This is a genomic window from Alienimonas californiensis (genome assembly GCF_007743815.1).
Taxonomy (GTDB): domain Bacteria; phylum Planctomycetota; class Planctomycetia; order Planctomycetales; family Planctomycetaceae; genus Alienimonas; species Alienimonas californiensis.
The window spans coordinates 888571-910503 of the sequence record NZ_CP036265.1 but is presented as its reverse complement, the minus strand read 5'-3'; the positions used below and the strand labels follow the sequence as shown (position 1 = coordinate 910503).

The 21933-nt window shown below is 70.6% G+C and carries 16 protein-coding genes and 1 tRNA gene; 14 read left to right on the top strand and 3 right to left on the bottom strand.

Annotated elements, in window-relative coordinates; genetic code table 11:
- Positions 1–147 precede the first annotated feature (147 nt).
- The 5 genes from CA12_RS03535 (at position 148) to CA12_RS03515 (ending at position 7096) form a co-directional block, all read left to right on the top strand.
- Entirely contained in the window at positions 148–924 is a 777-nt protein-coding gene (locus CA12_RS03535; RefSeq protein WP_145361284.1) for an ion transporter, read from the top strand.
- 91 nt (positions 925–1015) lie between these two features.
- Positions 1016–2281 carry a polysaccharide pyruvyl transferase family protein gene (locus tag CA12_RS03530; protein ID WP_145357512.1) on the top strand — a complete coding sequence of 422 codons (1266 nt, stop codon included), beginning with the start codon at positions 1016–1018 and terminating at the stop codon, positions 2279–2281.
- A gap of 43 nt (positions 2282–2324) precedes the next feature.
- Positions 2325–3233: an alpha/beta hydrolase gene (locus CA12_RS03525; RefSeq protein WP_145357511.1), complete on the top strand. Its 909-nt coding sequence runs from the start codon at positions 2325–2327 to the stop codon at positions 3231–3233.
- Positions 3234–3327: 94 nt separating this feature from the next.
- Positions 3328–5748 (top strand): DUF1592 domain-containing protein, encoded by a 2421-nt coding sequence (locus tag CA12_RS03520; protein ID WP_145357510.1) that lies wholly within the window; start codon positions 3328–3330, stop codon positions 5746–5748.
- A 76-nt stretch (positions 5749–5824) separates the two neighbouring features.
- Positions 5825–7096, top strand: a complete 1272-nt coding sequence (locus tag CA12_RS03515; RefSeq protein ID WP_145357509.1) for a DUF1552 domain-containing protein — start codon at positions 5825–5827, stop codon at positions 7094–7096.
- Between the two features lie 57 nt (positions 7097–7153).
- Here CA12_RS03515 and CA12_RS03510 read toward each other — a convergent pair whose 3' ends face one another.
- Positions 7154–8551, bottom strand: a complete 1398-nt coding sequence (locus CA12_RS03510; RefSeq protein WP_145357508.1) for a glycoside hydrolase family protein — start codon at positions 8549–8551, stop codon at positions 7154–7156.
- A gap of 228 nt (positions 8552–8779) precedes the next feature.
- On the opposite strand from CA12_RS03510, the gene CA12_RS03505 reads away from it, so the two are divergent.
- The 7 genes from CA12_RS03505 to CA12_RS22945 all read left to right on the top strand — a co-directional run bounded on the left by CA12_RS03505 (position 8780) and on the right by CA12_RS22945 (position 19499).
- A complete protein-coding gene (locus tag CA12_RS03505) occupies positions 8780–11089 on the top strand; it encodes an ATP-binding cassette domain-containing protein (protein WP_145357507.1) in 2310 nt (769 codons plus the stop codon).
- A 65-nt stretch (positions 11090–11154) separates the two neighbouring features.
- Positions 11155–12627: an HlyD family secretion protein gene (locus CA12_RS03500; protein WP_207622130.1), complete on the top strand. Its 1473-nt coding sequence runs from the start codon at positions 11155–11157 to the stop codon at positions 12625–12627.
- A 97-nt stretch (positions 12628–12724) separates the two neighbouring features.
- Positions 12725–14734: a TolC family protein gene (locus CA12_RS03495; protein WP_145357506.1), complete on the top strand. Its 2010-nt coding sequence runs from the start codon at positions 12725–12727 to the stop codon at positions 14732–14734.
- Positions 14735–14924: 190 nt separating this feature from the next.
- Positions 14925–15926: a metal ABC transporter solute-binding protein, Zn/Mn family gene (locus CA12_RS03490; RefSeq protein WP_242688113.1), complete on the top strand. Its 1002-nt coding sequence runs from the start codon at positions 14925–14927 to the stop codon at positions 15924–15926.
- A complete protein-coding gene (locus tag CA12_RS03485; protein WP_145357505.1) occupies positions 15923–16726 on the top strand; it encodes a metal ABC transporter ATP-binding protein in 804 nt (267 codons plus the stop codon). Before CA12_RS03490 ends, CA12_RS03485 begins: the two co-directional genes overlap by 4 nt.
- Positions 16723–18186, top strand: a complete 1464-nt coding sequence (locus CA12_RS03480) for a metal ABC transporter permease (protein WP_207622129.1) — start codon at positions 16723–16725, stop codon at positions 18184–18186. Before CA12_RS03485 ends, CA12_RS03480 begins: the two co-directional genes overlap by 4 nt.
- Positions 18183–19499, top strand: coding sequence for a metal ABC transporter permease (locus tag CA12_RS22945; protein ID WP_145357504.1), 1317 nt, complete (start codon positions 18183–18185; stop codon positions 19497–19499). The genes CA12_RS03480 and CA12_RS22945 overlap by 4 nt, the downstream gene beginning before the upstream one ends.
- Before the next feature lie 7 nt (positions 19500–19506).
- Here CA12_RS22945 and mntR read toward each other — a convergent pair whose 3' ends face one another.
- Together mntR and CA12_RS21795 are read right to left on the bottom strand one after the other, a co-directional pair.
- Positions 19507–19986: a manganese-binding transcriptional regulator MntR gene (gene mntR / locus CA12_RS03470; protein WP_145357503.1), complete on the bottom strand. Its 480-nt coding sequence runs from the start codon at positions 19984–19986 to the stop codon at positions 19507–19509.
- A gap of 207 nt (positions 19987–20193) precedes the next feature.
- Positions 20194–20279: transfer RNA gene (locus tag CA12_RS21795), tRNA-Leu, on the bottom strand.
- Positions 20280–21029: 750 nt separating this feature from the next.
- On the opposite strand from CA12_RS21795, the gene CA12_RS03465 reads away from it, so the two are divergent.
- Together CA12_RS03465 and CA12_RS03460 are read left to right on the top strand one after the other, a co-directional pair.
- Entirely contained in the window at positions 21030–21440 is a 411-nt protein-coding gene (locus CA12_RS03465) for a DUF3775 domain-containing protein (protein WP_145357502.1), read from the top strand.
- A gap of 122 nt (positions 21441–21562) precedes the next feature.
- Positions 21563–21922, top strand: a complete 360-nt coding sequence (locus CA12_RS03460; protein WP_145357501.1) for a hypothetical protein — start codon at positions 21563–21565, stop codon at positions 21920–21922.
- Positions 21923–21933: the final 11 nt, after the last annotated feature.

Below are 21933 nucleotides of genomic sequence, written 5' to 3'. Positions count from 1 at the left end.
GGACAAGAAATCAAGAACCAAGGGACGGTTCGCCGGCTCGCCTTTGGTTCTTGATTTCTTGGCAATTGGAATTTGACGAAGTCTCGCCCCGACGCCCCGTTCTCCCTCGCGGCGGACGATTCCTTCGGCAAGTCGCGACTCCGCGGCCTGCGGTTGCGGCTGTATATCATTATCTTCGAAAGCGACACGCCGGCCGGCAAGGCGTTCGACGTCGGCGTGATCGCGCTCATCCTCGCCAGCGTGGCGGCGGTGATGGCCGAAAGCGTTCAGCCGATCAATCTCCGTTACGGGGAGCAGTTGCGGGCCGCGGAATGGGTCTTCACTGTCCTGTTCACGATGGAATATCTGCTGCGGCTGTATTGCGTCGGTTATAAAATGCGCTACGCCCTGAGCTTCTTCGGGGTCGTGGACCTGCTGGCCGTGTTGCCAGGCTACGTGGCGCTGCTGTTTCCGGGGGCGCGGTACCTCACCGTGGTCCGATTGCTGCGGGTGTTGCGGGTGTTCCGCGTGTTGAAGCTCGCGGTTTATATGTCGGAGACGACGGAGCTGAGCCGGGCCCTGATCGCCAGTCGGCGGAAGATCGAGGTGTTCACCGTCTGCGTGCTGACGCTCGTGGTGATCCTTGGGTCGATGATGTATCTGATCGAGGGCGAGGAGAACGGATTTACCAGCATTCCCCGCAGTATTTATTGGGCGATCGTCACGCTCACGACGGTCGGCTACGGGGATATTTCCCCGCGGACGAACCTCGGCCAGTTCCTCGCGGCGGCGATCATGCTGCTGGGCTATTCGATCCTCGCGGTGCCCACGGGCATCGTTACCGCGGAAATGTCCCGCCCGCACCCGGACAAGCCCGTCCCGACGCCGGCCGGTCCGCCGGAGCCGCCGCCGAACTACTGCAAACATTGCGGCGGCAAACTGTAGCGGGCATGATGGCCGCTCCGACGTTTCGGTCGGCGGCGGCGCTCGGCCGGCGCGCGACGAACGCTCGCGCCGCCCGCCCCGCAGAGTGAATATGTTACCCCGCCGCACCTTTCTTCAATCGCTCGTCGCCGCCCTCGCGGCGGCGCAGGTCGCCCGGGCCGACGAGTCGCGGGCGCCCCGCATCCTGCTGCGGTCCTCCTGGCAGGTGGTGAATATCGGCGATATCGCCCACACGCCGGGAGTATTGGCGCTAATTGAAAAGCATATTCCCGACGCCGAGGTGATCCTCTGGGCCTCCGGCGACCTCACCGACGAGGTCGCCGCGATGGAGCACAAACGCTTCCCGAAGTTAAAGATCGTCAAGGGCGGGATCGACTCCAAGGGCAAGGCCTCCAATACGGACCTCGGCGAGGCCGTCGCCTGGGCCGACTTCCTGCTGCACGGCAGCGGTCCCTCGCTGGTCGCCGCCCGGGACGTCGCCGCCTGGGTGGAACACACGGAGAAGCCCTTCGGCGTCTACGGTATCACCTACGGGTCGTACTACGACGCCGATCGCAAAGCGTTGCTGAGCGGGGCGGAGTTCCTCTATTTCCGCGACACCGTCTCACTGGAGTTCGCCAAAAAGCAGGGGGTGAACTGCCCGATTATGGAGTTCGGCCCCGACGGCGCCTTCGCCTGCGACCTGCGGGACGACGCCGGCGCCGAGGCGTTCTTAAAAGCGAACGGGCTGGAGGAGGGCCAGTTCCTCTGCTGCCTGTCCCGGCTGCGGCACACGCCCTACTGGACGATTCCCTCCAAAAACCGGGAGCTCGACCCGGAAAAGCACGCCCGCAACGAGGAGATGAAGGAGCGGGACCACGCCGCCTTGCGGGCCGCGATCGTCGCCGTGGTGCGCGAGACGCCGCTCAAGGTGCTGCTCTGCCCGGAAGATATGACGCAGATGGCCGTGGGCAAGGAGATGTTCTACGACCAGTTGCCCGCCGACGTGAAAGATCGCGTCGTCTGGCGGGAAAACTTCTGGCTGACCGACGAGGCCCTGAGCGTCTACGTCCGCAGCGCCGGGCTGTTCGGCAGCGAAATGCACTCGCCCATCATGGCCGTGGGCAACGGCGTCCCCGCCATCGTCTGCCGCTTCGCGGAGCAGACCAGCAAGGGGTATATGTGGCGGGATGTCGGCCTGGGCGAGTGGCTGTTCAATCTGGACGAGCCGGAGGATCACGCCAGGATTGTCCCGGCGGTGCTGGACATGGCGAAGAACCCCGCAGCCGCCAAACGCCGCGTCGCCGAGGCCCGGAAATTTGTCGAGAAGCGCCAGCGGGAGACGATGGCCGTGCTGAAAAGCAAGCTCCCCGCCTGATTCAGCCGCCGTTTCGCACCCCCTCCCAATGGAACGACGCCCGATGCTCCGCCTCGCTCGCACATCCTCGCTCCGGCCGACGGCCCTCCTGACGGCCGCGCTGCTGGCCGTCTCCTGCGGCGACGCGTCGGCGGGCGAGGCCGGAGTAAAAAAGGACATCGAGTTCGCGAACGTCGACGGGCACAGCCTCAAACTGGATCTCTACCTGCCCGCGGCGGACGATCCGCCGCTGGTGGTTTTCATCCACGGCGGCGGTTGGCATGCCGGCAGCAAGGCGAGTTGCCCGATCAATTGGCTGACGAAGGAGGGCTACGCCGTCGCCAGCGTCTCCTATCGGCTGACGGACAAGGCGATCTTCCCGGCTCAAATTCACGACTGCAAAGCCGCCGTGCGGTGGCTGCGGGCGCATGCGGATCAATACGGCTACGACGCGGAACGAATCGCCGTCGCCGGCAGCAGCGCCGGCGGGCACCTTGCGGCATTAATGGGCACGTCCGGCGACGTGGCGGCGTTGGAGGGAACCCTGGGCGGGAACCTCGATCAAAGCTCCCGCGTGCAGGCCGTGGTCGATTACTACGGCGCCACGGACTTCGTACTGCGCTCCAAAACGCAGCCGCACCGGGCCAACGGAAAGGGTTCCGTCGTCTATCTGCTGCTGGGCGGCGGGGCGGACGAGAAGGTGGACCTCGCCCGGCAGGCCTCCGCGGTGACGCACGTCAGCCCGGACGATCCGCCGTTCCTCGTCCTGCACGGCAGCGAGGATAAGACGGTACTGCTCGATCAGTCGCAGCGGATCGAACAGGTCTACGCCGACGCCGGCCTGCCGATCACGCTGCACGTCCTCGACGGCTCGGGACACGGGGGAGCGGAGTTCTACGGGGGCGAGCCGGGCCGGTGGCTGACGGCGTTCCTCGACGAGCATCTCCGACCGGGCTCCGCCGCCGCGGAGTAACGCCCGCGACCGCCGGGCGGCCGTTGTTCGACGTATCGGCGACGGCTAGTCTGATGGGGCGATTCGTCCGCCCCCGACCCCCGCTGCGCCCTTCATGCTCGCCCGCTCTGCCGCGAAGGCTCTCGCCCTGTTCGTGTTGCTGTCGGGTTCGAGCGCCGCGGCGGACGCGGCGGACGTCTCTCAATTCTTCCGGCAGCACTGCGTGGACTGCCACGGGCCGGACCTGCAGGAGGCCGATCTGCGGCTTGATCAGCTCCCGCCGCTGAGCGAGGACTCCGCGGAGACCTGGTCGCGAATCGCGGAGCTGGTCGAGGCCGGCGACATGCCGCCGGAGCCGCAGCCCCGGCCGGAGGCCGCGGCGAAGCTCAATCTGCTCGCTTCCATCCGTCACGATCTGGCCCGCATCACCAAACCCGTGCCGGCGGTGCGGCGGATGAATCGCATCGAGTACGAGCACACCGTGCACGATCTGCTGGGGATCGACGTGCCGCTGGCCCCGCTGCTGCCGGAGGACGGCCAATCGCAGGGTTTTGATAACGTCGCCGGCGGGCTGGGGATCTCCGCCATCTTAATGGAGCGGTATCTGGAAGCCGCGGACACGGCGTTCGACGCCGCGATTCGCCGTATTAAACCCTCCCCGCCGGCGACCCGCCGGGCGGTGTTGATGGAGTCTAAAGAGAATCTCGCCAGCGTGAAGGGCAAGAAGGGCGGGGTGATCGAATCGCACGGGGCGTTCGTGGACTTCACCCCCGGCTGGCCGCCGGCCCGCGTGGACGAGGCTCACCCCATCGAACCGGGCGTCTATCGCTGCCGGGTCGCCGTCTGGCCGCACGAACCGGGGCTGAATCGCACCCTCAGCGTCGCCGTGTTCACCGGTCCGCTGTTCGGCCCCGGCGACCGCTATTTTCAGGGCATGTTCGACGTCACCGGCACGCCGGGGCAGCCGCGGATCGTCGAGTTTGAAACCCGCATGGCCGAGGGCGACGCCCTGCACATCCTCCCCTGGATCTCTCCGGAGCACGTTACCTGGCGCGACGGCAAAGAGGAGGAACGACCCGGCGTCGCCATCCAATGGGCGGAAACCCACGGCCCGCTGGATCAGGCGTTCCCCTCGGAGGCCCATCAAAACCTGTTCGGCCAGTCGGACACGTTGAGCTTCAAGGAGGGCGAGGGGATCTATATGCGACACCGGCGGGGGGTGAAGTCGCACTACGTCGACTCCAGCAATCCGCCGGCGGACGTGGAGCGGATCCTGCGGGACTTCGTGCCGCGGGCGTTCCGGCGGCCGGTCGAGGAGGAATTGACGGGTCAATTCGTGCAGTTCGCCCTCTCCCGGCTGGAGCAGGGGGCCACCTTTGAGCAGGCCCTGCGGGCGGGGGTCTCCGCCGTGCTCTGTTCGCCGCACTTTCTGTTGCTCAACGCCCCGGACCGCCCGGAGGCGGCGGGGGGCACGGCGGACGACTATACGCTGGCCTCGCGGCTGTCGTATTTCCTCTGGTCCTCGATGCCGGACGAGGAACTGCTTGAATTAGCGGCCGACGGCCGGCTCCGCGATCCAAAGACGCTGCACGCGCAGATCGAGCGGATGATCGCCGACCCTAGGATCGATCGCTTCGTCGACAACTTCACCGGCCAATGGCTGGACCTGCGGGAGATTGAATTCACGACGCCGGACAAAACGCTCTACCCGGAATACGACGAATTGTTGCTGCGGTCGATGCTCGCCGAGACCCGCGGCTTCTTCCGGCATGTGCTGAAGGAAGACCTCAGCGTGTTGAACTTCGTCGACTCGGACTTCGCCGTGCTCAACCAGCGGCTGGCGGAGCACTACGGCATCCCCGGACTCCGGGGGCACGAAGAGTTCCGCCTCGTCGATCTCCCGGCGGACAGCGTGCGCGGGGGCGTGCTGGCCCAGGCCAGCATGCTGAAGGTGACGGCGAACGGTACCACCACCTCGCCGGTGCTGCGGGGGCAGTGGGTCTTGGACAAGCTGCTCGGCCAGCCGGCCCCGCCGCCGCCGCCGGGCGTGCCGGCCGTGGAGCCGGACATCCGCGGCGCCGAGACGATCCGCGAACAGCTCGCCAAGCACCGGGAAGATCCCTCCTGCAACCGCTGTCACGTGCGGATCGACCCGCCGGGCTTCGCGCTGGAGGAGTTCGACGTGATCGGCGGGCTGCGGGCGTCGTATCGCTCCATTGAGAAACTCGAACCGCGGCAGTCGAAGGTCGAGAAGACGAATTATTACGAGGGACGCCCGGTGGAGTCCGACGGCGAACTGTCCCGCGGGCGGACGTTCGACGGCTTCGTGGAGTTCCGGGAACGGCTGTTGAAAGACCCGGACGCGATCGCCCGGGCGCTGGCCGCCAAGCTGCTCGTCTACGGCTGCGGCCGCCCCGTGGGGCCGGGGGAGCGGGCGTCGGTCGATGCGGTCGTGAACGCCGCCCGCGGCGACGACTTCGGCCTCAAATCCATGATCCACGCGGTCGTGGACAGCGAACTGTTCCACCGCCCCTGACCGCCCCGCCGCGGCTCCCCGCCGCGCCCCGTTCCCGCCGCCCGCCCGCCCGTCCAACCGCTCCCGGACAACTCCGATGCCCCGCACGCTCGTACCCCGCCGCACGTTCCTCCGGTCCTCCGGCGTGGCCCTGGGGCTGCCGTTGTTGCACGGCATGTTGCCGGGGGCCCTCGGCGCCGCCCCGGCGGCGGAGAGGGAGGCCCGCCGCATGGTCGCGATCTGCGCCCCGCTGGGCATCCACACGCCCAACCTGTTCCCGGAGCAGGCGGGGAAGGATTATCCGCCGACGCCCTATCTGGAGCCGTTGCAGGAGGTTCGGGAGAAGTTCACGGTGATTTCCGGGTTGAACCACCCGATGGTCGACGGCGGGCACGCCGCGGAGAAAAGCTTCCTGACCGGCGCCGCCCACCCGGGGCAGCCGAGTTTCCGGAATACGATCTCCGTCGATCAATACGCCGCGGAGCGGATCGGCCACCTGACCCGGTTCCCCTCGCTCTCCCTGACCGGCGGCAACGGCGGGATGTCCTACACCCGCAGCGGCGTGCTGATCCCCGCGGAGTCGCGGCCCTCCCGCGTCTTCCAGCAACTCTTCTTGGAAGGCTCCGAGAGCGAGAAGGCCGCTCACTTGCGGCGGGTGAAGGACGGGCAGAGCATCCTCGACCTCGTCGGCGCCCAGACGAAAGCGATCCAGCGCCGCACCGGCGGTCAGGACCTGGAGACCCTGGATCAATACTTCACCAGCGTGCGGGAGTTGGAGCAGCGGCTCGTGCGGGCCGAGGAGTGGGCGAAACTGCCCAAGCCGACCGTTGACGGCGAGGCCCCGGAGGATATCGACGACCGGGCGAACTTCAGCGGCCGCTTTAAACTGCTGCTCGATCTGATCGCCCTGGCCCTGCAAACGGACTCCACCCGCCTGATCACCCTGATGGGCCCCGGCGGCGCCGAGGTGGTCGATTTGAAGGGGGTGGAGGACGGTTGGCACAACCTCAGCCACCACGGCCGCTCCGAGGAGAAGATCGCCCAATTGGCGATTATCGAGCGGGAGGAAATGCGGCTGTTCGGCGAGTTCCTCAAACAGCTGGACTCCTTCCCCGACGGCGAGCGGACCGTGCTGGATCAGACCGCCGTCTTAATGGGCTCCAGCCTGGGGAACGCGTCCAGCCACAACAACACGAACCTGCCGGCGATCGTCGCCGGGGGGCGGTTCCGGCACGGCCAGCACCTGGCCTTCGACCCGGACAGCCCGCCGCCGATGTGCAACCTACTGGTCTCGATGCTCCAGCATCTTCAGTTGGAAGTGGACGAGTTCTCCAGCGGCACGAGCACGCTGACCGGCCTGAGCGCCTGAGGAACGCGGCACGACGGGAGCGCCCCCGGCCGCGGCCGGGGGCGCTCCCGTCGGGGCTCATTCAAACGTCCACTCGACCCGATCCATCGCCGGGCGAACGGTCTGGCCGTCCACGCCGACGGTGCGATACTCGAATTGAAATCCCACGCCGGCGGGCAGGGCGGAGAGGTCCAGCGTGGCCGGGGTCTTTTCAATAATCCGCACGAAGCCGGGCTTCTGGCGATAGGTCTCGCGGACGGTCTGCCAGTCGGTCCATTGATCGGCGCGGCCGTCGCCGTCGGCGTCCACGCCGGCCCGGGCCTGCACGTCGCCGACCCACGGGCCGGGGCTGACAAAATCGACGTCCGCCCGCTGTTGGATGAGATAGAACTGCCCCTCGGCGAAGCCGACGGTCGGGTCCGGGTGGCCCTTGCCGAAGGAGCCGCAGAACGTGAACTCCTGATTCAAGGCGTCGCTGGTCCAGCGGCCGACGCGCATGTGCTCGCCGACGGGGTCGAAGTCGCAGAACAGATAGTAGCGGGCGCCGATTTTGATCGCCGTCCAGTCGCCGTAGGCGTTCTGCTCCGGCTCGTGGATCTCGTACTCGTACGTGCCGTGGGGGTGCCGATATTCGCCCTTTTTGCCGGTCGGCGTGGTGCGTTCGTCCACGACGTTGTTGGCGTGACGGAACGGCTGCACGCCGTCCGGGCTGACGGCGCGGCCGGCCAGCGGGGAGTCCCACGCGTGGGTCTTGGCGTTGATGGGGTCCCAGTTTTCGTAGAACAGGTGGAAGGTTCCGTCCTCCTCACGCAGCACGCCGGCGTCGGAGCCGTGCGACGGGTCGTTGAAGGCCATCCCGCGGTCCTCGCCCATCTGGCCGTCGCGGAGGTCTCGATCGACGATCAGGTGCGGGTCTTCGTCGTTGGGGAAGTCGTAATAAATATAGAAGGCGCCGTCGACGTACTCGGCGGTCGTCACCCAGCGTTCCCGCTTGCCGCAGACGGGGCCGTGGTGCGTCCAGGTTTTCATGTCCCCGCTGTGCCAGGCGTGATAGCCGCCGTCCTTCTCCCCGTTGAACTTCTGATGACGGGCGAGCAGCCAGTAGTCCCCGGGTTTGACGGGCACGAACACCGGGGCGTCGGCCATCTCCGACGTGCCGACGTTGGGGATCTCCTGCCAGTTGTCCCAGACGGGCGACTGCGTGAACGTCAGCGTCTGCGGCTTCCGCGGCGTTTGATACGTCTGCAGGACGCTGGCGAAGCGGCTGTCCGGCGCCGTGGAGGTCGCCAGGCCGTCGGCGAGGGTCACGGCGGTTGTCTTCCCCGCGGCCCGTTCCCACTGCTCCGGCGAGTCGACGACCCACGCGGCCTCGCCCCCGGCCGTTTCGTCCGCCGGGGCGGGGGGGGCGAACGCCGCGACGAGCAGGGCCGCCAAGCCCGCGGGGAGGGAAGAAACAGCGGAGCGCCGGTGTTGCATGATCGTCGGGGGGATCGTCGGGGAGCGGAGCCGTCGCCCGATCGGCGGGGGCGATCGGCGGGACGCCCGACCCTATCAACCGGACCCGCAGCCGTCGCGGCGGGGCGTGCGGGAGCCGGAACTGCGTCGGGACGCCGCCGTGCCGCGGGGACGGGCGGGGGCTAGACTGCCCCCGGCTCGCCTCGCTCGATTCGCCCCGTTCGCCGTTCCCGCCGGAGTCTCCCCCCGATGCCGGCCGTGATTGAGGCGACCGTCGGTCCGAACGGGAGCGAGTTGCCGACCGATCGCGGGGCGGGCGTCGCGTCGGCGCAGTGCGGGGAGGCCCTCGCCACGTTCGTGGAGCTGTGCGGCCGGGGCTACGACGCCGCCGCCGCCCGTCGGGCGGCGGCGGAGGCGGTCCGCGCGTTCCCCGGAGGCCCGCGGCGGAACTGGTGGCGCTGGACGCGGGAGGCGGCCCGGTCGCTGGACGTGCCGGTGCGGGTCGTGGACGCCCGGCCGAGGGACGTCGTCGCCCTGGTGCACGACGGCGGCGCCGCCCTGACGTTCCTCCCCCACGACGGCGACGACTTTCGCGACGGCCGCGACGGCGTGGGCCGCGACGGCGTCGGCCGCGACGGGGACGGCGACGGGGACGGGGGGGCGTGGTGGGTCGCCGGGGCCGACGGGAAGCGGACGCTGCGGCTCTCCGGCACGGGGGCGGAGGAGCAGTCCGTCGCCCGGATGGTCGCCGCCGCCGAGGCGTCCGCGGCGGCCGACCCCGCCGAGACCGACCGCGGAGAGGTGCGGTGGCTGGTCGCCGGCCGGGCCGGGGCGGACCTGACCCAGCACATCGACGCCCACGGCCATGCCTCGCCCTACGCCACGCTGCGGGCGCTGTTCGCGCCGGAGTCGGGCGACATCCGGGCGATCGCGGTGTTCGCCCTGTTCGTGGCCCTGCTGAACCTCGCCACGCCCATCGCGGTCGAGAGCCTCGTCGGCACGGTGGCGTTCGGGCGGCTGCTCCAGCCGGTCGTGGTGCTGGCGACGGTGCTGTTCGGCTTCCTGGCCTTCCAGGCGGCGCTGCGGCTGTTACAGGTCTGGGTGGCGGAACTGATCCAGCGGCGGACCTTCGTCCGGGTCGCCGGAGACCTCGCCCGGCGCCTGCCCCGGGTGACGGCGGACGGCATGGCGGGGCACAGCCCGCCGGAACTGGTGAACCGATTTTTCGACGTGGTGACGGTGCAGAAGGTCGCCGCCGGCCTGCTGCTGGAGGGGTTGAACCTCGTGCTGGGGGCGGTGATCGGGCTGGGGATCCTGGCCTTCTATCACCCCTATCTGCTGGGCTTCGACCTCGTGCTGCTCGCCGCGATGACCGTCGTGACTTACCTGCTGGGTCGCGGGGCGGTGAAAACGGCGATCTACGAGTCGAAGCAGAAGTACCGCACGGCGGCGTGGCTGGAGGAACTGGCGGCCAACCCGACGGCGTTCCGGCACGGCGACGGGGTTGCGTTCGCCGTCGATCGGGCCGACGGTCTCGCCGCGGACTATCTCAAGGCCCGCCGCAATCACTTCCGGGTGCTGGTCCGGCAGGTGGCCTTCGCGCTGGGACTGCAGGCGGTCGCGGCGACCGCCCTGCTGAGCCTCGGCGGCTGGCTGGTCATCAACCAGCGGCTCACGCTGGGGCAGTTGGTCGCCGCGGAACTGATCGTGACCCTCGTGCTCAGCTCCTTCTCGAAACTCGGCAAGCACCTGGAGGCCTGGTACGACCTCGTCGCCGCCGGCGACAAGCTGGGCGTGCTGTTCGCCCTGCCGACCGAACGCACTGACGGCGCCCTGACCGGCATCGACCGACGGGACGACTGGGCGAACCCGGGCGCCGGGACGTCCGAGATCGCGGAGCCGATCCTCCGGTTGGAGAACGCGACGGTCCGCGGCGGGACGCGGTTCGACCTCGCGCTGGCGCCGGGGGAGAGCGTCGGCCTGCTGGCTCCGCCGGGGGCGGGGAAGACGGCGCTGGCGGAGGCGCTGTTCGGTCGCCGGGCGCCGCTGGGGGGGCGAATCGAGTTGGACGGGCTGGCGCCGGGCGATTACCGGCCGGACGCGCTGCGGCGGCGGGTGGCGCTGGCGGGGGCGTCCCCGGGGGGCGGGGCGGAGGTCTTCGCCGGCACGGTGGCGGAGAACGTGCACCTCGGCCGGCCGGACGTGACCGCCGCGGACGTGCGGGCCGTGTTGAAGCGGGTCGGCCTGGCGGAGCGGGTCGACGCCCTGCCGGGCGGCGTGGACGCGACGCTGGGGTTCGGCGGGGCGCCGCTGGGGGAGATCCACGCCCGCCGGCTGACGCTGGCCCGGGCCCTCGCCGGCAGGCCGCGGTTGCTGGTGATCGATTCGCTGCTGGACGGCTGCGCCGCGGAGACCGCCGCGGAGTTGCTCGCCGCCGCGGTCCGCCCGATCGGGGGCCGGGCGCACGCCACGCTGGTGCTCACCCGGCGGGCCGAGATCGCCGCCGTCTGCGACCGGGCCCTCCGCCCGGACGGCGCCCCGCTCGATCCCGCCGCCTAAGATTCCCGCGGCCTGATATTCCCGCGTCCGCCCCGTTCGCCTCGGTCCGCCCCGACGCTTCGTTCATGCTCAACGACCGCACGCACTCCGCGTTCCACCTCGCCGACCCCGCCCTGCGGGACCGCGCCCTGCCGGGCCTGCGGTTGGCCCGGTCGAGTCGGCGGGTGCGGCTGTTCGGCCGCCTTCTGCTGGGCGGGCTGGCGCTGGCCTTCGCGGCGATGCTGCTGGCCCCCTGGATCCAGACGGTCGCCGGCAGCGGGTCGGTGGTGGCCTACGACCCGCAGAACCGCCAGCAGGTCGTGCAGGCGCCGATCGAGGGCAACATCGCCCGCTGGGCGGAGGGCATCCGCGAGAACGCCTTCGTGGAGGAGGGCGACTTCGTCGTCGAGCTGGCCGACGTGGACCCGGAACTGCTCAGCCGGCTCAGCCGCCAACGCAGCCAGGCCGCCGACCAGGTGCAGCTCGCCGAGTCCGCCCGGGAGGCGGCGCAGCGGGGCGTGATCGCCTCCCAGAGCGTCGTGGAGAGCAACAACAGCCAGCTCGTCTTCCTGCAGGAGGCGCTGCGGGACACCCTCGACGCCCTCGACCGCGAGATCGAGGGCTCCCAGCAGAAGGTGAAAGCCGAGGAGCAGGCCCTCGCCAAGGCGCAGGCCACGTTGGTTCAGGCGCGGGCCGATCACGACCGGCAACTCGCCCTGTTCAAAGAAGGCTTCGCCGCCCAGGCCAAGTTTCAAGAAGCCGAACAAAAATACCTCGGGGCGACCGCGGACGTGGCGAAGCACGAGGCCTACCTCGAAGACGCCAGGCTCGCCGTGCAGGCCAAGCAGAGCCTCCGCCCCGCCAAGGAGCGGGAGTTGCAGGCCAAGATCGACGAGGTGCGGGCCAAAGTCCGTAAGAGCGAATCGGACGTCGCCAAGGCCGAGAGCGACCTCCAGAAGGCCTCGTCCGAGATCGCCAAGGCGAACAGCTACCTGCTGGACGCCGAATCGAAGCTCGCCAAGCAGCGGCGCCAGGAGGTGTACGCCCCGCGGTCCGGGATCGTGACCCAACTGATCTCCGACGGCGGCAGCGGGATCGTCAAGAAGGGCGACCCGCTGTTCGTGCTGGTCCCCGACGGCGGGGAGCGGGCGGTGCAGATCTGGCTGGACGGCAACGACGCCCCGCTGGTGAACCCCGGCCGCAAGGTGCGTTTGCAGTTCGAGGGCTGGCCGGCGGTGCAGTTCGCCGGCTGGCCGAGCGTCGCCGTGGGCACCTTCGGCGGGGAGGTCGCCAGCGTGGACGCCGTCGACGACGGCATGGGCCGGTTCCGCGTGCTCGTCACGCCCGACCCCGAGGACGACCCCTGGCCGGAGGACCGCTTCCTGCGGCAGGGCGTGCGGGCCAACGGCTGGGTGCTGCTGAACGAAGTCGCCCTCGGCTACGAGATGTGGCGCCGTATGAACGGCTTCCCCCCCGTCCTGACCGACGCCCCCGCCGAGAAGGCGGGCGGCAAGGGCGGAGGCGGTCTCAAGCCTGTCAATATGGGTAAGGGGAAGTGACCGGGGGCTTTCGGCAGACGGGGCGAACGACGGGCGACGCGCCCTGCGGCGAGGGGCCGGGTGCGGCCCGGCGCCCGCCGGCGCCGAACCGGACGGGGTGACCGTTCCGCCCCCCGCCGCCCGTCGTCTGCGCCGCGGGGTCGCCCTGGCCGTGTTGGGCGCCGCCGGCCTGTCCGCCGGCTGCGGCGGCGGACGACTGCTCACCACCTACGGCCCCCCGACCCTGTCGATTCCGGGACCGAAGGCCGCCGCGGGACCGAACGCTCCCGCGAACCGCCGCGATTCGGTTCGTCCGGCGCTCGCACAGACCGACGCCGACGCGCCCGCCGGCCGCGTCGCCCCGGCCGCGTACGTCCCGCAGGAGTTTGGCGCCGGCCCCGAGGGCGGCGTCGGGGACGCCGGCGCCGGCGCCGACGGGTCCGGCGACGGGTTCGATCCCTCCGCGGCGCCCTCTGCCGGGCCGCTCCAGTCGGACGGCGGCCAGATCGGGCAGGAACCGGGTGATCTCGGTTCGGCCCCCGGCTCGACGGAGGCGCCGGACGTCGATCTGTCGGATCCGCTTTCCGCTCCGGGCACGGGCGTCGGGGGCACGGGCGTCGGGAGGGATGCGAACGGGCGGACCCCGCTGCTCGGCGGGCGGCCGGGCGGGGCGGGGGCCGACGAGAGCCTGCCGGACCTCGACCGTCCCTCCCCGGAGCCGGGGCCGGAACTGCGGCTGGACGACGTGACGGCCTCGGTGCTGGCGACCTATCCGTTGTTGGAGGAGGCCGCCCTAGGCCGCCCGCTGGCCGCCGGCCTGGCGCTGGAGGCGGCCGGCGCCTTCGACTCCAAGCTGAAAGCGTCCCAGGAGCTGGAACCACTGGGCTACTACGAAAACTACCGCCACGCCGTTGGCGTGGAGCAACCGCTGATGAACGGGGCGGACCTGTTCGCCGGCTACCGGATCGGCCGCGGGTCGTTCGAGCCGTGGTATCAGGAACGGCAGACGAACGACGGCGGCGAGTTCAAGGCGGGCTTCACCGTGCCGCTGCTGCAGGACCGCCGCATCGACGCCCGGCGGGCTGCCCTGCGGACCGCCGCCCTGGAACGGGCCGCCGCCGACCCCGCCGTCGCCGCCGCCCAGCTCGACGCGGTGCGGAACGGCTCCGCGGCCTACTGGGACTGGGTGCTCGCCGGCCGTCTGCTGACGGTCGCGGAGCGACTGCTGGCCCTTTCCCTGGACCGCACCGAGGGACTGGAGGCCCAGGTGCGCACCGGCGAGACGGCGGCGATCACCCTGCGGGACAACGACCGCCTGATCGCCGACCGACGCAGCAAGGTGATCGACGCCGAACGCAAGTTCCGGCAGGCCTCCGCCAAGCTCTCGCTGTACCTTCGCGACCCGTCCGGCGCCCCGCTGACGCCGGACGACGCCCTGCTGCCGGCCCAGTTCCCCGACGCCGCCGGCGAACTGCCGCCGGTCGAGGCGCTGGTGAACGAGGCCCTGGGGCGGCGGCCGGAGTTGGCGCAGCTGCGGCTGGCCCGGGAACAGCAGGTCGTCGCCCTCGCCGAGGCCCGCAACGACCTGCTGCCGGAGCTGGACGCCGGGATGGTCGTCAGCCAGGACGTGGGCGAACTGAGCAGTTCCAAGGGCGACAAGCAGCCGCTGGAACTGGACACCGCGGTGATGTTCAGCGTGCCGCTCCAACGGCGGAAGGCCCGCGGCAAGGCGGCCCAGGTGGAAGCGAAGCTCGCGCAACTGTCCGTCAAGCAGCGGTTCGCCGCGGACAAGGCGGCGGTGGAGGTGCAACTGGCCGTCGCCGCCCTCGACGCCGCCCGCCGGCAGATCGAGCAGGCGGAGATCGGCGTGGACCTGGCCGAGCGGCTGCGGGCGGCCGAGGAGAGCGCGTTCGGCCTGGGCGAGAGCGACCTGCTGCGGTTGAACCTCCGCGAAGCCGCCGCCGCCTCCGCCGCCGAGTCGTTGGTCGCGGCCCGGTACGCCTACTGGATCGCCGTCGCGGACCTCGCCGCCGCCACCGCCGCCTCCCCCGCGGCCCAGCCGACCCTGATCCCGACGCCGCAGTTCGACCCGGCCCCGATGCCGGTGCCCCTGCCGGCGGACGAGTAGGGCGAACGCGGCACGATCGGAGAACTCCCGGTTCGCCCGTCTCCCCTCTCCCCCAAAAGGAGGAGAGGGGAGCACGACCGCCATCTCGCCTGCGGCAAGATGGATGGCGGGGCCGGCTGGTCGGGATATGTAGCCGCTGCTACGATTTGCGGACTATTCGCCCCGCCCCCGTTCTCCGATCCCGCCGCCGGTGACCGCGACGACAACACGTCTCCTCCCGGTTCTCGCGGCCCTCGTTCTGGGGGCGACGGTCGGGTGCGGCGGCGCCGCGGACGGCGACTCGGCCGCCGGCGGGGGGACGCATGACGGCGACGGCCCGATCAAGGCGGTGGCGACCACGGGGATGGTCGCGGACCTCGTCCGGAACGTCGGCGGGGAGCATGTCGAGGTCGCCCAGATGTTCGGCGCCGGCGTCGATCCGCACCTCTACAAGGCCACGCGGGACGACGTGCGGCAGTTGGGAACCGCGGACATGATCTTCTATTCCGGCCTGATGCTGGAGGGAAAGATGACCGACGTGCTGGTGCGGATGGCCCGCTCCCGCCCGGTCGTGGCCGTGACGGAGGCGATCGACGAATCCTTCCTGCTGGAGCCGGACGACCTCGCCGGGCACGCGGACCCACATGTCTGGATGGACGTCGCCGCCTGGTCGCAGTGCGTGGACGTCGTTGCGGCGGCGCTGGCGGAGCACGACCCCGCCCACGCCGACGACTACGCCGCCAACGCCGCCGCCTATCAAAAACGCCTCGCGGATCTGGACGCCTACGGCAAGCAGGTGATCGGCTCGATCCCCGCGGGCAGCCGCGTGCTGGTCACTTCGCACGACGCCTTCAACTACATGGGCCGGGCCTACGGGCTGGACGTTCAGGGGGTGCAGGGAATTTCCACGGAGTCCGAAGCCGGCCTGCAGCGGGTCTCGGCGCTGGTGGACCTGCTGGCCGAACAGAACGTGCGGGCGGTGTTCGTCGAGAGCAGCGTGCCCCGCAAAAGCGTGGAGTCGCTGGTGGAGGGCGCCCGGGCGCGGGGGCACGCGGTGACGATCGGCGGGGAACTGTTCTCCGACGCGATGGGGCCGGCGGGCTCCTACGAGGGCACCTACGTCGGCATGCTGGACCACAACCTCACCACCGTCGCCCGCGCCCTCGGCGGTGAGGCCCCGGCCGGCGGGTTCGGCGGCGAGCTGTCGGAATGACCGCCGTTCCCCCGTCCGAGGAATCCGCCCCCGGCGGCCCGGCGCCGCTGGCGATCCACGATCTAACGGTTGCCTACGATCGCAAGCCGGTGATTTGGGACGTGCGGATGGAGGCGCCGGCGGGTTCGCTGGTGGCGATCGTCGGCCCCAACGGGGCCGGCAAGAGCACGTTATTAAAGGCCGCGATGGGCCTGATCCCGCGGGCCTCCGGCCGGGTGGAGTTCTTCGGGCAGCCGTATCGAAAAGTCCGCGGCCGGGTGGGCTACGTGCCTCAGCGGGAGAGCGTCGACTGGGACTTCCCCGTCAATGCCCTGGACGTCGTCACGATGGGCCTGTACCGGGAGATCGGTTGGTGCCTGCCGGTGCGGAAGAAGCACCGGGAGAAGGCCCGGGCGGCGCTGGAGCGGGTGGGCATCGTGGAATTGGCCGACCGGCAGATCAGCCAGCTCTCCGGCGGCCAACAGCAGCGCACCTTCCTGGCCCGGGCGCTGGTGCAGGACGCGGAGCTGTACCTGATGGACGAACCCTTCGCCGCCGTCGATGCCGCCACGGAACGGGCCGTCGTCGCCCTGCTGAACGAGATGAAGGCCCGCGGCCGCACCGTCGTCGCCGTGCACCACGACCTGCAAACGGTGCCGGAGTATTTTGATTATGTCGTCCTTTTAAATATGCGGGTGGTCGCTCAGGGGTCGGTCGAAACGGCCTTCACTCCGGAGAACCTGCAGAAGACCTACGGCGGGCGGCTGACCCTGCTGGACGACGTCGCCGTCACCATGCGGCGCCGGGAGGCCTCGCTGTGAGCACCGCCCCGTCACGCCTCGGGCGCTGGCTCGCGGTCGTTCTGCTCGCGGCGGCGTTCGCCCCGGCGGCGGTCGCGGCCGAGCCGCTGCCGGGGGGGGCGGTGCAAGGGTCGCTGTCCGGGCGGTCGCTGGCGTGGCCGTCCTGGGAGACCGTGCGGCGGGTGGTTTTGTTGGAGGACTACAACGTCCGCGTGGTCGTGTTCGGGGCGACGCTGCTGGGGTTGGCCGCGGGGATGGTGGGCAGCTTCACCCTGCTGCGGAAGCGGGCCCTGATGGGCGACGCCCTCAGCCACGCCGCCCTGCCGGGGATCGCGGCGGCGTTCCTCGCGGCGGCGGCGTGGGGCGGGGAGGGGAAGTCGCTGGCCGTGCTGCTCGCCGGGGCGACGGTCAGCGGGCTGCTGGGGGTCGGGGCGATCCTGCTGCTCGTCCGCACCACGCGGCTAAAGGAGGACGCCGCCCTGTGCATCGTGCTGAGCGTCTTCTTCGGCGCCGGCGTCGCCCTGCTGAGCGTCGCCCAGCAGACCGGCGGCGGCAACGCGGCGGGGCTGGAGTCCTTCATCTACGGCAAAACCGCCTCCATGGGCCGCACCGACGTGCAGTTCATCGTCGGCGCCGGGGCCCTGTGTGCGCTCGCCTGCCTGGCCCTGTTCAAGGAGTTCAAGCTGCTCTGCTTCGACGACGGCTTCGCCGGTGCCCGGGGCTATCCGACGGCGGCGCTCGATATGGCTCTGATGGCGGCGGTCGTGGTCGTCACGATCGTCGGCTTGCAGGCCGTGGGCCTGATTTTGATGGTCGCCCTGCTGATCACCCCGCCCGCCGCGGCCCGGTTCTGGACGAACCGACTGGGGCCGATGTTCGTCGCCTCCGCGGCGATCGGGGCCGCCAGCGGCGGGCTGGGGGCGATCGTCAGCGCCCTGTTCTCCCGGCTGCCCTCCGGCCCGATGATCGTACTGGCCGGCACCGCGATCTTCCTGTTCAGCCTGCTGTTCGGCGCCTCCCGCGGGGCACTGGTGCGGGTTCGCAAACGGCGCGCGCTGAACCGCTCCGTCGACCGCCAACGCCTGCTGTTCGCCCTGCACTCCGCCGGCGCCGGCGGGGCGGGGGAGGACCAGTTGGAACGGGACCTCGACTGGACCTCCGGCCGGTTGGGGCGGGCGCTAGGCCGGGCCGTGGCGGCGGGCTTTGCTGAACGAACCGACGGCCGCGTCCGGCTGACGAAGCCGGGCGAAACCGAGGCCGCCCGCGTGCTCCGCCAGCGCCGGCTGTGGGAGCTGTACCTCGAAACGCAGGCCGACGCCGCCCCGGGCCGCGTCGACCGGGCCGCCGACGCGATCGGCGACGTGCTGGAGCCGGAGGTCGTCGCCGAACTCGAATCGCTGCTGGACGGCAGCGTCGCCCACGCCCCGGACGCGGCGCCCGATTTGACCCACCTGAACCGCGAACCGGGGGCCGCACGGTGAGCGACTGGAGCTGGGCTCTCGACGGCTGGATCGTGCTCGCCGGGGCGTTGTGCGCGGCGGCGTCTGCCCTGCTGGGCAACTTCCTCGTGCTCCGTCGGATGACGCTGCTGGGCGACGCGATCACCCACGCCGTGCTGCCCGGGCTGGCGGTGGCCTTCTTCCTCAGCGAGTCCCGCAGCAGCCTGCCGATGTTCGTGGGGGCCGTCGTCGCCGGCGTGTTGACGACCGTGTTCACGGAGTGGATCCGCCGTTACGGCCGGGTGGACGAGGGGGCCTCGATGGGCGTGGTGTTCACCTCGCTGTTCGCCCTGGGCCTGGTGATGATCGTGCAGGCGGCGGACCGGGTGGACCTCGACCCCGGCTGCGTGCTGTACGGGGCGATCGAGTTCACCCCGTTGGACACGCTGCCCGTCCTCGGGTTCGAGATCCCCCGGGCCGTGCTGACGCTGGGGGCCGTCACGCTGGTCAACGGGCTGTTCGTCCTGCTGTTCTTCAAGGAGTTGAAGATCAGTTCGTTCGACCCGGCGCTGTCCACCACCGCCGGCTTCCCGGCCGGGGTCATGCACCTCGCCCTGATGATCCTGGTGGCCGTGACGGCGGTGGCCAGTTTCGAGAGCGTCGGCAGCGTCCTGGTGGTGGCGATGTTCGTCGTCCCGCCGGCCTCCGCCCTCCTGCTGACCGACCGGCTCGCCCCGATGGTGGGCCTCAGCGTGCTGTTGGGGGCGCTCTCCGCGGCGCTGGGGCACGTCGCGGCGCTGGAGGTTCCCGCCTGGTTCGGGTACCGCAGCGCCACGACCGCGGGGATGATGGCAGTCGCCGCCGGGGCGCTGCTGGTGCTCTGCGTGACGCTCAGCCCCCGGCACGGCCTGCTGACGCGGGCCTGGCGCCGCCGCCGGCTCTCCCGCAGCATGCTCGGCGACGACCTGCTGGGGCTGCTCTACCGCCTGCGGGAGCGGGAAGACGCCGGCCCTGCCGACCCCCGCACGCTGCGGAAGGTGTTGGGGACGAGCCGCGCCTCGTTCCGGCGGACGCTCCGTGACCTGCGGCGTCGAAGACTGGTCAAGAAGACCGCCGCCGGCGTGACGCTGACCCCCGCGGGGGCGGAGAGCGCCGGCGGGGTCGTGCGGTCCCATCGGCTGTGGGAGGAGTACCTCGCCACGCAAGCCGACCGCCCGCCGGAGGGCGTGCACGCCACGGCCCACCGGCTGGAGCACTTCACCGACCGCCGCCTGCGGGACGCCCTCGACGCCGCCACCGACGCCCCCGCGACGGACCCCCACGGCGCCCCGATCCCGCCGGAACCGCCCGCCTGAGGCCGCGTTACTTCACGGCCGCCGCCGCCGCGAAGCCCCGCATCGCGGCCAGCGTTTCCGGGCTGACGTGGTGTTCGATGCCCTCCGCGTCGACCTGGGCGACGGCCTCCGGCACCCCGAGGGCGAGCAGGAACCGCAGCACCGCGGCGTGTCGTTCGCGGCAGGCGGCGGCCAGTTCGGCCCCGGTCGGGGTGAGGGTGATCGGCGCCCGCGGCTCGGTCTCCGCCAGGCCGTCCCGCACCAGCCGCCCGACGGTGCGGGTCACGGTGACGTGGCTGACGGAGAACCGCTCCGCCAGATGCGAGACCCGGCACTCGCCGCGGTGGCGAATCAGTTCGGCGATCGCCTCGACGTAATCCTCGGCGACCTCGGTGGCGTGATCCTTCCGGGTCCGCCGATGGCGATGCGGCTCGGCCGTCGGCGAACGCGGCTCGGCCGTCGGCGTGCGGACGTCGGCCGTCGGTGCGGGGGCGGGGCGCTCGGACATGACCCGGCAATCTACCCGCCGCCCCGCCGCCGCTCCCGTAGTCCCGGCTACAACATCCCGAACGATGGCTTCGCGGCGCCGCGATCGAGAAGGCCCGCGGCACGTCCGCCGGGCTCCCGCGCGGCGACCCTCAACCGCCTGAACAAACCGCCGCCGCGAGCGTCACGCGAATGGAACGTTTCAACCGATGATCCAAGTCCTCTCAATTGGCCGGGACGGGATTCGAACCCGTACGGGGCTTCCGCCCCGGCGGATTTTAAGTCGGAGCGAAAGCAGCCGCCCGCAGGGCGGCCGCGGGCCGTCCGAGGGATTGATCCTTCTCCCGTAGGGCGGGGCAATCCTGCGGTCGACCCGGGGTCGCCCCCTGGAAGGCCCACGGGTGCGGGAGTCACTGACAAATCCACTGACACCGAGATCGCCCCCCAAAGCTATCCTTGTTGTGTGCGCCCGCGTTGCCGGCCGCCCCGCTCACATCGCGTTGGTCTTCGCCGACGCAATCTCCGTCGTCGGCGTTACGGAGAGCGGCCTGTAGGTGGTGCTGATGCCGTCGGCCGCCGACGGCTTGTTCCAGGCCGGGACGGGTTTGCCGGCGAAGGGGCGGTACGTGGAGTACGTCCCTTACCCAATCGTGAGCGGGGGTTCATGGGCAGCGTCGACGTGATGGGGCTGAAGCACCTGACGGCCGCGACGAGGGACACGCCGTGGCGTCGCCGGTCTTGTTCTTCTGGAGGGAGTTCGGCGGCTCCAGGTGTCGCCGGGGCGCAGCTGAGTCTCGGAAGCGGCTGGTAGCAGCAGCGAAAGAACACGGAGAACCTGCACTGACCCCTCGAGCGTAACGGTAACTCGTTTTTCGCGACGTCCACCAAACAGCAGCACTGCCGCAGTCAGTGCGAAAGTCGTTCTCTCCGCAAGCTGGCGAATTCGAGCGAAACCCGGCTAGGCGGTCTCCGCTTCGGCGTCCGCCAGTGCGCCGGAGATCCAACTACTCTCGCTAAGGCCACCACGCTGGTCGCCGCCCCCTCCCCTGCTTGAACCCCAGCACGATGAACTACTCCACGCTCCTCAATCACATCACCCCCGCCGAGATCGCGGCCGTCGCCGACGCGGCCGACCCCGACACGCACGCGCACCTGGACGACGGCTGGAATCCGCCGCCGATCGGGGAGCTGGACCATTTCGTTCTGGTCCCCGACCCCGTCGCGTGGGCGCCGTCGGAGAGCACCCGGCTCGACGCCACGCTCACGGCCCTGAAGACCCTCACCCGCCCCAAACGCCGGGAGCTGTCGGCGGTGATGGCGATCGGGATGCTCGGCGGCTCGACCGAGACGATGGCCGCGACAGTGCGGGCGTTTCGCGACGGGCGGGCGGGGTGCGCCGAGGTGGACTACCTCGTCGGCAAGTGGCCGCTGTCGGAGTACCTGCGGAGGGGGCTGGCGGCGCTGGGGCTGGAGTGACTGGCGCCGGCGTCACGGCGGCGCAGGCGACGTACTTGCCGGGATCTCCCGGGGGCATGGAGTTCGCTGTAGACATCCGCAGACATCCGCCTCGTGCTCACCTTGCTCCCCTCGCCGCTGGCGTGCAGCCGTACGTGCTGTTTCTGGACGAGGTGACCTCGTGGGAGGTCGCCGAGGCGATGGGGCTGCCGACCGGGCCGGAGTACGTCGTCGTGAGCGACTTCAACCCGAACGACGACGCCCAGTACAGCAGCCTGGAGGTGGCGATCCTCTCCCGGTACCCGCTGAGGAACGCCGTGGAGTTCGACCGGGGGACCGACGGCAACGACCGTCCGGGCTATCCGCCGGAGCGGAAGCTGGAGCGGGTCGATCTGGACGGGATCGCGGACATGGGCGTCGGCCGCGGGTTCCTCTGTGCGGACGTGCCGGCGACGCCCGCGGACAGGGCAAGCCAGCCTGATTTTTCGCCCGCCACCGGGTAGTCTGGAATGGT